This window comes from Ureibacillus sp. FSL K6-8385 (genome assembly GCF_038593155.1).
GTDB lineage: Bacteria > Bacillota > Bacilli > Bacillales_A > Planococcaceae > Ureibacillus > Ureibacillus terrenus.
This window is the reverse complement of the sequence record NZ_CP151968.1, coordinates 2,112,048-2,127,944: the sequence shown is the minus strand read 5'-3', so window position 1 is coordinate 2,127,944 and position 15,897 is coordinate 2,112,048. Positions and strand designations below refer to the sequence as shown.

Genomic DNA, 15,897 nt, shown 5'->3' with positions numbered 1-15,897 from the left:
CCTTACTGCTATCGTTGAAACGCGAGAAAGGAGCCAGTTTCTTTTTAATGGCTTTTCGCGTCCGCTGCCTTTTAGGCTTGCTTATTTTGTTTTGGATTGCGTAGGAAACGAAAGAAAAAAGTTTGTTTCCCCACTTTCCAATCAAACATTAGGTAAGTGATATCATGAAAAGATGACTGAGCGCATGGTTGATCGAGTTAAAAGTGGAACTGTCTGATTTTGTCAAGAATTATTAGACGTTTTGTCACTTATTTTTGTAAAATATAAGGTAAAAGTTACTAGTTTATCATATTAGCAGAAACAGCTTTCAAAGGAGCATTCCAAATGGCGATGCGCGATCTTTTTTTACAAGTGATGAAAACATACTTGCAAGAGAAACGAGAAAGATTTTCCAAAGAGCAGCCGGTGTTTCAATTAGTGACGAAAGCGATTCCGCAAGCAATCGAGAAGTTGCCTTTTATCCCACAAGATCGCTATGTGATTAAAGGATCGGTGGGCCAAGGGGTATGGACGGATGTCCCTTGGGTCGCGATTATGAATAAAACCGTTACGACTTCGACGCAGCGCGGATATTATATTGTTTATCTATTTAGTGACGATATGAGCAAATTATACCTGACATTCGCCCAAGGCGTGACGGAAACGCCGAAGGAGGAAATGATCCGAATAAAACAAGAAATCCGCCAAACGATTCCGATGGGCGGCAACGTGAAAAAAGATGACGAAATTGATCTTGGCGAAAGTAAAAAAGCAAAAGAGTATAAGGACTCTGTCGCTGCCTATATCGCTTACTCGATCGATGATATGCCCGCGGACGTGCAGCTGCGGCATGACTTGCAGCAAATGATCGAATACTACGAAAAATATGTGGAGATTGCCATGGACATGAAACGTGCATCTGAATCGCATTCGTATGAAACGATCGTTAATCATATTTACTCTTACATCTCTGGCAAAGGTTTTTACTATACGAAAGAAGAAGTGATAAATCTCTTTTTGTCTTTAAAAACGAAACCGTTTGTCATCTTATCGGGGATTTCCGGAACCGGGAAAACAAAAATCGTTCAATGGCTTGCCGAGAGCGTTGGCGCGACGGAAGAAAACGGCCGGTTTACGTTAATTCCCGTCCGCCCTGACTGGAACGACGGATCGGATTTGCTTGGATACGTAGATATTAAAGGAGAATTTAAGGCGGGGCCGCTGACGAAAGTGGTGCTGGAAGCGGAACAAAATCAAGAAGAGCCGTATTTTGTCTTGCTCGATGAAATGAACCTGGCGAGGGTGGAGCATTACTTCAGTGATGTCCTTAGCGTGATGGAAAGCCGGCGTTGGGAAAACGGGAAAATCGTTTCTTCTAAACTGCTTCCGAAAGAAATAGCAGGGCGGGATATTTATCTGCCTGCCAATGTCTATATTATTGGTACAGTCAATATGGACGAAACGACGCATCCTTTCAGCAAAAAAGTATTAGACCGCGCCAATACGATTGAATTCAATCGCGTTCAGCTTGATCATCTCGATTTTTTAAAAGAGTTAAAGCAAGTGGAACCGATGAAGCTGAATCAGGAAGCATTTGCCGCTAAATATTTGCATTTAAAAGACGTGTATCAGCGGTATCCGCATGTTGTCGAAAGAGCATCGAACGAGCTGGTGAAAATCAATACCTATTTACAGCCTTTAGGAGCGCACATCGGCTACCGAGTCCGCGATGAAATTTGTTTTTATCTTGCTTACAACGAAGAAGGAAAGCTGATGACATTTGAAAACGCGTTTGATCATTGCCTCTTGCAGAAAATTTTGCCGCGCATCTCTGGAAGTGATGCGAGAGTGCAGCGCGCCCTCGAACAACTATTTACGTTCTGCACTGGCATTGAATTAAATGGGGAATACGATGCCTTGCTTGATTTTACATACGCTAAATATCCGAAAAGCGCGGATAAAATTTTACACATGTTAAGGAGGTTAGCGGACGATGGCTTTACCTCCTTCTGGATTGGCTCGTGAGGATGTAGAGCTGGTCCATATTGAAACAAAACACGTAACCCTCGTGATCAAAGGAAAGCCATATCATGAGCAATACAAAGGACTCCAGCAATACCGTAAACTCGACTTTCACGAATCGATGGAGTTTTTTGTAAAAGGAGAAGACATTCTCGAAGTAAAGATATTTGATATTGATCAACAAAGACTTGTTGAATGGTCTGCGGGCCACCGGCCAATCTTTTTTGAAAATGGCATTTATCAAATCATCGTTTCTCCGAAAAACGATGTTGAATTAACGTTTTATCATGAATATCCATCGTTAAGAAGAGCGGTCGATCGAGTCAGCATCGGCAATCAATACGTACTAATGGGAAACCTTCATTTTCAAAACGAAGTGGGATTATCCACGTTTGAAATCCGAATGGGAGATAAAGTCCTGTTAGAAGTGACGATCGAAATTTTTCCGACCAAATTAAATTATAAAGAAGACTATCAAAAGCTTCTTCAAGAAGTGAGCGATGAAATTTATAATCTCGCGTTTCATTTTATCAAGAAAACGTATCAGCGGGCGAAAGCAAAACTAGACGGCACTCCTTCCCGAAGTGAATTTTTCCGGCTGATGGAGGTGCATTTTCATGATTTTCTCCAAGCCATTCGGCAAATCGAGCGGCAGCCGCACCATCAGCTTGTGACGACCCATGTAAAAACGAGAGGAGACCAGCTTGGCCGTTTGGACCAACAGGGAAGAAACTATTTGCGGAAAAGACCTCACTTATTTTGTGAAGTCCATAACGGAATAAGGATTCAACACCGTTCACTGATGCCGGTATCCGGCTTAAAAGCGAAAAAAGAAATGACGTATGATACGCTAGAAAACCGGTTTGTCAAATGGATGATGACACGTCTAATCGATAAATTGCAAGATTTATGGGAAAAGGTGCAGTCGAAAAACAAACGATATGAAGTGGAAGCCGATCCGGATTTACTTACGAAAATCATGAATATGATACGCGCTCTCGAAGCGAAAACAAACAATTCGTTTTGGCGGTCGGTCGGGAAACTGGATCGTTCGATCATGAGCCTCGTTTTGCAAATGGCGCCGGGATATCGCGATGCGTATCAAATTTTTTTAATCGTGACACGTGGTCTTGCGCTACAAGGAAAGCTGTATCAAATGTCCGTCAAAGACGTTGCGACATTGTATGAGTATTGGACGTTTCTGAAGCTGGGACAACTGTTAGGCAAAAAGTATAAACTTGTCAGCCAGGACATAATTCAAGTGAATCGCAGCGGACTATTCGTCAATCTAGAAAAAAACCGCTCCGCAAAGCGGGTATACGAACATCCGCACACGGGCGAAAAAATTATTTTGACGTATCAAAAATACGAAGGAAGGCTGCCGACCATTCCGCAAATTCCGGATACGATGCTGTCGATCGAAAAGAAAGGGAAAGATTATACGTTCAATTACATTTTCGACGCGAAATATCGGATTGATTTCGCGGTGGAAGGAAGCAGCTACCAAAAACGTTATCACATTCCCGGACCGATGGAAGAAGACATCAATACAATGCACCGTTACCGCGATTCGCTCGTTGTCCGCCACAACGGACCTTATGAAAGAACCGCCTTTGGCGCCTATGTGTTATTTCCATGGTATGATGAGGATAGCTATCAAGAGCACAAGCTGTACAAAAGCATTAATGAAGTCAATATCGGCGGCCTGCCGTTTTTGCCAAACGCGACTCGGTTAGTCGAACAATTGATCGAGCGTCTGATCGAAAAAAGCCCAGAGGAATTGCAAAAAGAAGGAATTTTGCCGCAAGGAATTATGGAGGAATGGCGATCTTCTTTCGATGAAAAAGTGCTTGTCGGAATGGTCCCTAGCGCACGAAACTATCATGCTCATCTGAGACACCGATTTTACCACATTCCGGTAAAACGGCTGAAAAAAGGATGGCAAGAAGCGAAATACATCGCTCTTTATCCAAAACAAGGAGCGGCACCGGTCAATGGAGTTACTTGCTTTGGAAAGATCACCGATGTAAAGTTTGTAAAACGATACGAAATCAACGAACTGCCAAAAAACAGTTCAGAGGAGTACGTGAGATTCGAGATCGAAAGCTGGCATTTTTTAAAGGACATTATCCGACCAGTTGGCTATGGAATATCGGTCTATACGATGACGACGTTAAACACATTAAAAGAAGCGAAAGAACTCCCTGAATTGTTTATGAAATCAAAAGAAGAAATCGCTTTATGGAGAATGCTGCGAAGACTATCTGACCGCATCCGCTTTGACCTGGATGACCGATACTTGGATAAAGCGTCTAAAATTAAAGCGTATCGAATCAAAGATATTGTCATCCAACTAGAAGACCAACAACTTGCCATCACAAGAGGAACCGAACGCAAAACACTTCCGGTAGAGGCTTTGCTCAAACAGCCATCGATGGTGTTTAAGGAGATGGTGAGATTGATGGATAGAGATAATACTTAAAAAAATAGCACTAACGGAGGTAGTAATCATGAAACACTTGCAGCAAAAAATTATTGAATTTCGCGATGCGCGCAATTGGAAACAGTTTCACACCCCAAAAGACTTAGCAATTTCATTATGCCTGGAAGCAGGAGAGTTGCTGGAAAATTTTCAATGGAAAAGCAGCGAAGAAGCTGTAAAAACAAACTTGGAAAATATAAAAGACGAAATTGCCGATGTAGTCATTTATGCGCTCCTGCTATCGCATGAATTAGGGATTGACCTAGAAAAAGCTGTTATCGATAAAATAAAGAAAAATGAACAAAAATATCCAATTGAGAAAGCGTTTGGGTCAAAAAAGAAATATACAGAATTATATTGAAATAAGTATTGGTTGGTTTGTTAGATGCATGTTCGCTGTTTCAATTGGAATCATGATCGTGTTCACCCCTTGGCAGAGTTGGTTTTGGTCACTGTATATGATTTCCAAGGTGGTGGATTTTTTATGTGCATTATGCATTTTGCAACACGTTCATAAGCATATAAAGGATATAGGAAAGAAGTTTTGAAGTTTTATAGTATGTTGGTAATTTATTTTTCTCCAAACTCTTTACTATTTTAGTAAAATATATGTTAGCGGCAACATTACATAGCAGATCGATACGTGTATATGCATAAGCACGTGTATTAAATAAAAACGGTGGGGATATATATGCAAGAAGTTATAAAGAAAGAGCAGAAACGTTTAGATGCGACGATATGTGTTATTGATGAGCTGTTAGAAAAAAATAAACAAAACATGAATAAAACCGCAAAAGATGTTGTAGAAGCACAGCTTATTGCATATGCCAAGAAAGAAGTAAAAAAACTTCAAGATATGCGGCCAAATCCATATTTTGGACGGTTAGATTTTGAAGACGAATTTGGAAAAGAGACCATTTACATTGGAAAAAAAGGGATTGAAAAAGATGGAGAGTTGATTGTTGTTGACTGGCGGACGGATTTAGGAAGATTATATAACGCTTACCAAGGTGTACAAAAGACTTTCCAAATCGGAAAAGAAAACAGACCGGTAACAATTCATGGAAAACGCGGTATCGTCATTAAAAACGGAAAAGTGATTAAAGTAACCGATATTGGAAAATCGGAAATCGTTGAAAATGAAAATGGCGAAAAAGTCAAATACATGGACGATTATTTAAAAGAAATTTTGACCAATACCGAAGAAGCTCACCGACTTCGGGATATTATTGCTAGCATTCAAGCCGAACAAGATGAAATTATCCGCCTGCCACTGAAAGATACGATTATCGTCCAAGGTGCGGCTGGAAGCGGAAAATCAACGATTGCACTGCATCGCATTTCATATCTTTTATATCAATATCACGAGCAAGTCAAACCGAAAGATATTCTTATTTTAGCGCCGAACGAGATTTTTTTATCCTATATTAAGGATATCGTACCGGAAATCGAAATTGAAGGGATTGAACAACGAACATTTTACGATTGGGCATCTACTTATTTTACCGATGTTCATGATATTCCTGACTTACATGAGCAATATGTACATGTATACGGGTCAACGGAAAAAGAAGACTTGATAAAAATTGCTAAATATAAAGGATCGCTTCGATTTAAAAAGCTTCTAGATGACTTTGTTGAGTATATTGGCAATACGATGATCCCGCATGGCGACATCGTTATTGAAAGCGGGGTTATTCTTTCCAAGGAAGAAATTCATCAACTTTATCATGCAAAAGAACATTTGCCTCTCAATGTACGCATGAAAGAAGTAAAAGAGTTTATCTTAAATTGGAGCAATGAACAAATCAACATTCGCAAACAACAAATTGAAGACGAATTTGAGGAAGCGTATCGGAAATGGGTTGTAACGCTTCCAGAAGGAGAAGAAAGAAAAGCGGTATATGAAGCATTAGAAAAAGCAAAACAATTGCGTATGAAGATCTTTCAAGAAAAAATGCAGCATGAAATTTCGCTTATCGTGAAAAAGATGGAAAATATCCCTGCGTTGTTAATGTATAAATCGGTGTTCCAGAAAAAAGTATTTGAGAAATTTCATCCGGATATCGATGAAGAATTGCTAAGTCTTTTATTGAAAAACGGAAGACAAATTAAACAGGAACATTTTATGTACGAAGATATTGCCCCGCTCATTTATTTAGATGCGAAAATCAATGGCAAAAAACTGCAGTACGAACACATTGTTATTGATGAAGCACAAGATTATAGCCCATTTCAACTTGCGATTATGAAAGATTATGCGAAATCGATGACGATTTTAGGCGATATTGCACAAGGAATCTTTTCTTTCTATGGACTTAACCGTTGGGAAGAAATAGAATCGTATGTTTTTAAAGAAAAAGAGTTTAAAAGACTTCACTTGCAGACAAGCTACCGTTCGACAAAACAAATTATGGATTTGGCCAACAGGGTGTTATTAAATAGCAATTATGATTTTCCGCTTGTCATTCCTGTAAACCGTCCGGGGGCCGTTCCTACGATTAAGAAAGTTGAAAGCATCGGTGAACTTTATGATGAAATAGTAAATTCGATACGATTATTTGAAGAAAAGGGTTATAAAAAAATTGCGATTTTAACAGCGTCCAAACAAGGAGCCATTGATACGTATGACCAGTTAATGAGACGTCAAATTACGCAAATGGAAGTGATTACGGAGGGACACCAAGCGCTGAAAGAGAAAATCGTCATTATTCCTTCGTATTTAGTCAAAGGACTTGAGTTTGATGCGGTGATTATCGAAGATGTTAGTGACAAGACATTTAAAGATGAAACGCAACATGCGAAGATGTTGTATATGTCTATTACTCGCGCTCATCACGACTTACATCTATTTTACCGTGGAAATATATCGCCGCTATTGGAAGAACGAGACCCTAGCGCGCCGCCAAAACCACGTAAATCGTTTGCCGACTGGTTAATTACGGATATAAACGATCCATATGTGGAACCACGAGTGGAAACAGTAAAACGTGTGAAAAAGGAAGATATGATTCGATTATTTGATGACGAAGAAGAAGAGTTTGTTGAAGAAGCGTTTGAAGATGACCGCGAACGATATTACGATTTCCATGCTTGGTTAAAAGTTTGGCGCCGCTGGGCGGAAATGCGAAAACAATTAGACGAAAAATCGTAAAGGTTGGGATGTAGTGTTGAAAAAATATTCCGGTGGGTTTACAGCGGAACACCTTTATAGAAATGAAATGAAAATCATTGTTCATTTACAACTGCAAGGGTTATCGAAAGAGGAAATAAAGAAAAAAGTTTTTGAAGAAAATTTACTTCATTGTCGCAGCGAAGCGGCAATAAAAGATCTATTTCCTCGCGTTTATCGGCGAGCCGAAGTCCTTGATCAGCAGCTAAAGTTTTTTCTAATACATGGAGCACGTTCCGACCAAAACGCGCTCCTGTTATATGCATTTTTAAAACGTTTTTCGTTTCCTCGTGATTTTGTTTTAGAAGTGATTCATTATAATATAAAAAAATTTAAGTTAACGGTAACAGATGGTAATATTCGCACGTTTTTTGAAGAAAAGGAACAGCAATATGAACAAGTGAGAAACTGGACCGATAAAACAAAATATAAACTAAAGCAAGTGATGTTAAAAATAATAGTAGATGCCGAATTGCTTAAGAAAAATGGAAACGAATACGAAATCAAACCGATTCCATTAAGCAGAGAGTTGCGTGATTACGTCGAACGAAATCCAAACTATCGCGATTTACTCATCTTAACATTAAACGAATAATATAGGAGGTTTGCAGTGGAGATTCAAAAAAAATTAGATCGGTTTTTTGAAGAGATTCAAAAAGATGAATTTTTGCAGATGAGAGGATTAGGAAATGAAGTACCGTATTTCATTTTTGATTACGAACCGGAACATGAGTTAATTGTTCGTCAATCGATCCGATATTTTATGAATCGAACTCATTTAAACATTAAAGTGCTCAATTTATTGAAAATGGTTATTGAACTATTTGACGATATTGGATTAGAAGGGTTAAAACAATTTGAGGAAGAACAAGGAACGGAAGCTTTGTTTGACGCTTTGCGGCCAACGATCGAAGAAGAGGAGCTCGTAGATAAAATTGCCAAAGCGGCAGAACAAGCACAAATCATTTTTATCACCGGGATTGGGAGTGTATTTCCATTAGTACGGGCTCATGAATTGCTAAATCAATTGCATCCGAAAGTAACCAACGTGCCAATCGTTATTTTTTATCCGGGAACATATACAGGGCAAGGTCTGAGCCTATTTAATCGTTTCGAATCCAATGGATATTATCGGGCATTTTCTATCTAATGGACAGAGGAGGGTTCGCAGTGTTACAAAACACATTTACTATTCAGGAACTGTTTAAAAAGCCGATTGACCGTGAAATTAATGGGGTAGTGCAAGCGGGACAATACGACGAAAAAGTGGTTCACAGCGAATTAGAAGAATATGTTATGACGAAAGAAATCAGCGAAAATATGAAGTATTTCTTTGAAAACTACACTTATAGTTTTGACCATCCGACGACAAAAATAGGGGTATGGATTTCCGGCTTTTTTGGTTCAGGTAAATCTCATTTTCTAAAAATCTTATCTTATTTGCTTAACAACGAAACCGTATATGGCAAACGAGCGGTTGATTTCTTTGCAGAAAAAACAGATGACCAAAAATTATTAGAAATGATGCAGCGATCCGCTACGTTTGATAGCCATGCGATTTTATTTAACGTTGATTCCAAATCAGCGGGCGGCAAAAAAGATAAAGCAACTATTGTAGAAGTATTTTTAAAAGTATTTAACCAATATTTAGGATACTCTCCAACGCTTTGGATTGCCCATATCGAGCGGCAATTGGCAGACGAAGGAGTATATGAGGAATTCGTAAGACATTTTGAAGAAATAGAAGGGAAACCATGGAAGGAAGAACGGGCGCGGGTTTTATTAAAACGCAAATCGTTTATTCAGGCGTTAGCTAGATTAGGGTATGACGAAGAAACGTCGGCAGGCTTCTTGGACGCGGCTAAGAAAACGTTTGAAATCAGTTCTGAGGAATTCGCGAAAATTGTTGCAAAACACGTCAAAGAAAAAGGAGACAACTACCGCCTTACGTTCCTTGTCGACGAAATCGGTCAGTATATTGGTGATGATCCGAACCTTATGTTAAATCTACAAACCGTTGTCGAAGATTTAGGAAACTATTGCCAAGGAAAAGTGTGGGTGATTGTTACTTCTCAAGAACAAATCGATGCAGTAACAAAAATTAAAGGCGCTGACAATTTTTCTAAAATTCAAGGCCGTTTCGCAACACGTATTCACTTGACGAGCTCTAATACGGATGAAGTCATTAAACGCCGTCTATTAGAAAAAAGTCCGGCAGCTGCCGATCATTTGAAAATTGAATTTGAGCAAATCGGACAAAGTTTAAACAATACGTTAACGTTTGAAAAAGATACGTGCGTGCTTCAAAGCGGATTCAAAAATGAAGAAGAATATGCGGCGATTTATCCGTTCGTCCCATATCAAGTCGAATTGTTGCAACGGGTTTTTGATAAAGTACGCCGCCAAGGGGAGGCGGGGGCTCATTTAGCGCACGGAGAACGCTCCTTATTAAACGCCTTCCAGGAAGTTGCGTTGCAATTAAAAGACCAAGATACAAACCAATTGGCCCGTTTTTCCCAATTTTATGAAACGGTTAAACGATTTTTAAGCACCTCTGTTTCGGCGACGATCGCATCGGCAGCGAAACGCGAAGGCATCACAGAGTTTGACGTTGAAGTGTTAAAAGTGTTATTTATGATCAAGGGGATCGAGCAGATTAAAGCAACGGTAGAAAATATTACCACTTTGCTTGTCGACAGTGTAGACTGCATAAAAAATGATTTAGAAAAAGAAGTTCGCCGTTCGTTAAACCGTCTTCGCCGAAACATGTTAATTGCGGAAAATGCGGATAAAACGTTCGTGTTCTTAAGCGATGACGAACAAGAGATGAATCGCGAGATTGAACACGAACATATTAACGAAGCAAATGTCATTGATGAGTTGGGCAAAATATTTTTCGAAGATATCGTGCAAATGAAATCATATCGTTATCAAAAAACACATGACTTTGAATTCAATAAAATATTTGATACGTACACTCGCGGTGGGCGAACGAATGAACTAACCCTTCAAGTGTACACGGGAGATGTCACGGAAGAACAAGCGCGAGCCGAGGCAAACTCAGGCATTTTAGTCATGCATATTCCACAAGAATTTACCGAAAAGTTTTTTGAACCGATGGAATACGCGCTTAAAATCCGATCCTATGCAAATAAAAAAATTTCAACGAGCTTAACGGAAAGACAACGTAAAATACTGGATGAAAAACGCCAACAAATCACCGAATTTGAAAAGAAAGCAAAAGAAGCGCTAGCCGAAGCGGCGTTGTATGCGACTTACTATGTTCAAGGACAAGAGTACCGTTTTAACGGCAGTTTAGAAAATCAGCTGCAAAGCGCTTTTGAAATTCTTGTCCGTAATACGTACAGCTACTTAAGCTATATGGAAGAGCCGGTTCCTGTCAAAAACGCGAACGATACGATTTATGAATGGGCAACAAAAGGTCTTCCAGCGAAATTAGACGGAACGTTTGCCAACCATCTTGCGTACGACATGGTGTTTCGTTTCCTTGAACAAAGCCGCAACCGGCAAATGGTGACGATGAAATTGCTTGTAGAAAAATTTAAAAGCGCGCCTTACGGCTGGAGCGAAAACGATATTGCTGGATTAGTAGCTGCTTTAATGCATGATGGAAAAATAAAATTAACGTATTTAGGAGAAAGTTTTGACACGAGTCATCCACAGTTTATTTCTCGGATTACAAAAGCGTCGGAACGCGAAAAAGTAATGATTGAGGCTCAAATCGCCATTCCAAGCCACAAACGTAAAATCGTCGTAGAAATGATGAGGGAGTTATTTAACTTCTACGATGTTGGCGAAACGTATGATGAAATTGCGAAGAACATTCGCATGCAAATGCAAAAACATTTCTTAGAACCAATAACAGAGATGCTGAAAATAAAAGAATATGAAGATCCGCAATATCCATATCCAGGCGGCATTCAGCTCGCCAAATTAAAGAATAGCATTGAAGAATTGTTGTCTTATTCCAAGAGCGAGAATCTTGTTGAGGAATTCATTGAGTTAGATGAAGACTTGGAGGAATGGCTCGAGGATATACAAACTTTATCTTCATTCTATAAAAAAACAGCCATTCGCTATTTTGATGAAAGTGTCCGTCTATTAAAAGAGCGTGCGGATGATCTGGATATCGCAAAAAATCAAACGGAAGTACAAAAAATTAAAAATCAAATTGTTTCCATCTTGACAATGGATCATCCTTATCGAGAAATTCCTAATCTACCAATCTTAAACGAAAAATTAAGAACAGAACTTACGAATTTTGTAAAGAAAGAACTGGGCGCTCAGCTTGAACAAATGGAAGAAATTCGCCGCAAGATGGAAGATCTTAAAGAGCGATATGATATAGAAGAGATTAAAGCTATTGTTCAAAATGAATTAGAAGAGTTGCAAGTACGTATTGAACAGCTGAAAGATATGGACAGCATTTCCCGTGTCTACTCCTACACACAAATGGCGACAAACGATTTTCGCCGATTGGAAGAAAAAGTGTATGAACTGTATGTACAATATCAGTCGGAAACGAGTGACGGCGATGATTGTCCAGTGGAAGTGCCAATATCGCGATTCATCCAAGTCATGATTCCGTCCGGTCAAGTCGAAATTCGTACTGAAGATGACGTGGATCGTTTATTAGAAAAAATGAAACGGGAACTGCTAAAAGAAATTCAGAATGGAAAAGTTGTCGTCATTAAAAAGTAGAAGGAGTCAGGAGACAATGCACAAACGAGCGTTAAAAGAATTTGCTGTTTATGCACGCAACGAACTTCGCAATCAAATTGCCTTACGAGCACAAGCCTTTGGGATTACTCCTGAAGGCTCTCCTGTGCTTGTAACAGGTGCTGATTATGTCGAAATCAACGGCCAAAAACTGCCGTTATCTTATAAAAACGGTCTACAAAAGCTGTTAAAAGAAATTGAAACAAAAGGCTATGACCAAGTGATTGAAGAAGTCGCGTACACATGGTTTAACCGCTTAATCGCGATTCGCTATATGGAAGTGCATAACTATTTGTCGTCAAAAATTCGCGTTTTATCAAGCGAAACGAAAGGAAAAGTGGATCCGGATATTTTAACCGATTACCAATATACGGACTTGCCAGTAGATAAAGAAGAGATTGCATCTCTTTTACAACAAGGAAAGCGGGAAGAAGCGTATCGGAAATTATTAATCGCCCAATGTAATGAATTGCATGAAATCATGCCGTTCTTATTTGAAAAGTTAGCAGACTATACAGAACTACTATTGCCAGAGTCGTTGCTTCATGCGGATTCGCTGATTAACAAACTAGGCAAAGAATTAGAAGACGAAAACTTCGAACATGTAGAAGTCATTGGCTGGTTGTATCAATATTATATTTCAGAGAAAAAAGATGAAGTATTTGCAGGGTTAAAGAAAAACAAAAAGATCACGAAAGAAAACATCCCAGCCGCAACACAGATGTTTACACCTCATTGGATTGTCCGCTATATGGTAGAAAACTCACTTGGTCATATGTGGCTCGAGTCTCATCCTGAGTCCAACTTAAAGGAGGAAATGAAATATTACGTAGAGCCAGCGGAACAAGAACCAGAGGTGCAAGCAAAATTAGAAGAACTACGTAACCCAAATCTTTTGCCAGAAGATATTACTGTATTAGACCCTGCGTGCGGTTCTGGTCATATTCTTGTCTATGCCTTTGACTTGCTATACAAAATATATGAAGAACGTGGCTATCCTGCACGTGAAATTCCGTTTCTTATTTTAGAGAAAAACTTATACGGAATCGATATTGACGATCGCGCGGCACAGTTGGCGGCGTTTGCGTTAATGATGAAAGCGAGGGAGAAAACGAAAAAAGTATTTCGCCATCCGCCTGTATTGAACGTCATTTCAATCCAAGAATCGAATGATATTCTCATTGATCAAGCAGCAGAATTAATTGGAGAAAGCGAAACAGAAGTAGCAGAAATCAAAAGACTGTTACAAACATTTATCGATGCGAAAAACTACGGTTCCATTTTACAACCGGAAAAAGTAGATTTCGATAAATACTTACGGAAAATTGAACAGTTACAGCAATCAGGGGAGCATACACTTGAAACATTTGAAGTGTATGAGCAACTAGACAAGATTAAGCAACTAATAAAACAAGCTAAATTGTTAGCATCCCAGTACGATGTGGTAGTGACAAATCCGCCGTATATGGGTGCAAAAGGAATAAACACCAAATTGAGTGACTATGTGAAAAAGAATTATAGTGACTCAAAGGCAGATCTTTTTGCAGTTTTTATGGAAAGATGTAGTCGTTTTACTAAAGTAAATGGTTTTCATGCGGAAATAAATCAACAATCTTGGATGTTTTTAGGTATCTATGAAAATATACGTAAAAAATTATTGTCTAATATATCAATTCAGTCAATGGTACATTTAGGACCCAGAACTTTTGAAGAAATTGGAGGAGAAGTTGTCCAAAGTACAAGTTTTGTAATTAGAAATAGATCCCTTCCTTCGTATAAAACAACATTTATTAGGTTAACAAGTTATGGCTCTAAGGAAAAAAAGCAAATGTTTTTTAATATTAAGAATAGATATATTGTTAATCAAAATCAATTTAACGCTATAGCTGGATCACCAATTACGTATTGGATGAGTACTACCATTAGTAATATTTTTAAAAGTAATCCACAAGTTAGTGATTTTGCGCAATTTAAACAAGGATCTACAATAGGAGATAACCAAAAGTTTTTAAGACTTTGGCATGAAATTGAAATATCCTCTTTTAGGAGGAAATGGAAACCTTGTTTAAAAGGTGGCAGTTATAGAAAATGGTACGGTAATCAAATATATGTTATAAACTGGCTTAACAAAGGAGAAGACATTAAAAGTACAGGAAGAGCTACTATCCGAAATGAAAATTATTTGTTTAGAAGTGGAATAAGCTGGTCCCGTATCACAACAAATAAGCCGTCTTTCAGAGTTATGAATGAGGGTTTTTTCTTTGAAAGCGCTTCGGGTGTTTGTTTCCCTGATAAAGAAATAACTTTAAAAATGCTAGCGTTTTTAAATAGTAATGTAGCACAAGCTTTTGCAACCTATATTAATCCTACTTTAACTTTTCAATCAGGTAATATATCTTTATTACCATTCCACAAAAATATAATTAATAATACTAAAATAGATGAGATTGTAGTATCGTGTATACAAAATGCGAAGGAAGATTGGGACTCCTTCGAAATCTCATGGGATTTCAAAAAGCATCCATTCCTCACATACCGCGGAAACGCAAAGACGTTAGAGGAGTGCTATGTCAACTGGGTAGACCATACGGAAAAACGGTTCCGTCAACTGCAGAAAAATGAGGAAGAACTGAATCGTATTTTTATTGAATTGTACGGTTTACAGGATGAACTAACACCAGAAGTGCCGGATGAGGAAGTAACCGTTCGCCGCGCGGATCGCGTTCGTGATGCGAAGTCATTCTTGTCTTACTGCGTTGGTTTGATGATGGGGCGTTATTCGTTAGACGTCGAAGGCCTTGCGTATGCAGGTGGTGAGTGGGACGCTTCGAAGTATAAAACATTCCAGCCTGATAAAGATGGCATCATTCCATTGACGGAAACGGCTTATTTTGAAGATGATGTCATCAGCCGCTTGCAAGAGCTATTAATCATTATGTTCGGCGAAGATACGTTAGCGGAAAATCTTCGTTGGTTAGCGGAGTCATTAACGATGAAAAACAGCGAAACACCGACAGAACGTTTGCGTCGTTATTTCTTTGATGAGTTTTATGCAGACCATTGCAAGATTTATCAAAAGCGTCCGATTTATTGGATGGCGGAATCAGGGCCGAAAAAAGCATTCCGCGCATTATTCTACTTACACCGTTACACGCCAGAAACACTAGCAACAATGCGCTTTACGTACGTACAAAACTTACAAGAAAAACTTCGTCAAGAGCAAAAACGTCTCGAGCAAGACCTTATCAATCCGGATCTATCTTCTGCGATGAAGAAGCGTTATGAGAAGCAATTGAAACAAATTGGAGCCCAGCAGGAAGAGCTCGTTGAATTCGATAAAAAATTAGCGGAACTTGCCAACCAACGCATTGCCTTAGATTTAGATGACGGAGTGGTTGTGAACTACCAGAAATTAAAAACGATCCTTGCGAAAATAAGATAACCACTGCAAAATGGATAGGGAAAGCCCCCTATCCATTTTTCACTTGCCATTGGGTTGTCT

General features: G+C 39.0%; 8 protein-coding genes. All 8 read left to right on the top strand.

Going from position 1 to position 15,897, the window contains the following annotated elements; genetic code table 11:
• Positions 1–324 precede the first annotated feature (324 nt).
• Positions 325–2,004 (top strand): DUF3578 domain-containing protein, encoded by a 1,680-nt coding sequence (locus tag NST62_RS10500; protein WP_342462876.1) that lies wholly within the window; start codon positions 325–327, stop codon positions 2,002–2,004.
• Positions 1,973–4,483, top strand: coding sequence for a restriction endonuclease-like protein (locus NST62_RS10495; RefSeq protein ID WP_342462875.1), 2,511 nt, complete (start codon positions 1,973–1,975; stop codon positions 4,481–4,483). The genes NST62_RS10500 and NST62_RS10495 overlap by 32 nt, the downstream gene beginning before the upstream one ends.
• 28 nt (positions 4,484–4,511) lie before the next feature.
• Positions 4,512–4,844, top strand: a complete 333-nt coding sequence (locus NST62_RS10490; RefSeq protein WP_342462874.1) for a nucleotide pyrophosphohydrolase — start codon at positions 4,512–4,514, stop codon at positions 4,842–4,844.
• Positions 4,845–5,174: 330 nt separating this feature from the next.
• Complete coding sequence (gene helD / locus NST62_RS10485) at positions 5,175–7,637, top strand: RNA polymerase recycling motor HelD (RefSeq protein WP_342462873.1); 2,463 nt, start codon at positions 5,175–5,177, stop codon at positions 7,635–7,637.
• Positions 7,638–7,650: 13 nt separating this feature from the next.
• A complete protein-coding gene (locus NST62_RS10480) occupies positions 7,651–8,250 on the top strand; it encodes a DUF1819 family protein (protein ID WP_342462872.1) in 600 nt (199 codons plus the stop codon).
• A 15-nt stretch (positions 8,251–8,265) separates the two neighbouring features.
• Positions 8,266–8,805 (top strand): DUF1788 domain-containing protein, encoded by a 540-nt coding sequence (locus NST62_RS10475; RefSeq protein WP_342462871.1) that lies wholly within the window; start codon positions 8,266–8,268, stop codon positions 8,803–8,805.
• A gap of 20 nt (positions 8,806–8,825) precedes the next feature.
• Positions 8,826–12,377: a BREX system P-loop protein BrxC gene (gene brxC, locus NST62_RS10470; RefSeq protein WP_342462870.1), complete on the top strand. Its 3,552-nt coding sequence runs from the start codon at positions 8,826–8,828 to the stop codon at positions 12,375–12,377.
• Between the two features lie 16 nt (positions 12,378–12,393).
• Positions 12,394–15,837 (top strand): BREX-1 system adenine-specific DNA-methyltransferase PglX, encoded by a 3,444-nt coding sequence (pglX, locus tag NST62_RS10465; RefSeq protein WP_342462869.1) that lies wholly within the window; start codon positions 12,394–12,396, stop codon positions 15,835–15,837.
• The last annotated feature ends 60 nt before the right edge of the window (positions 15,838–15,897 follow it).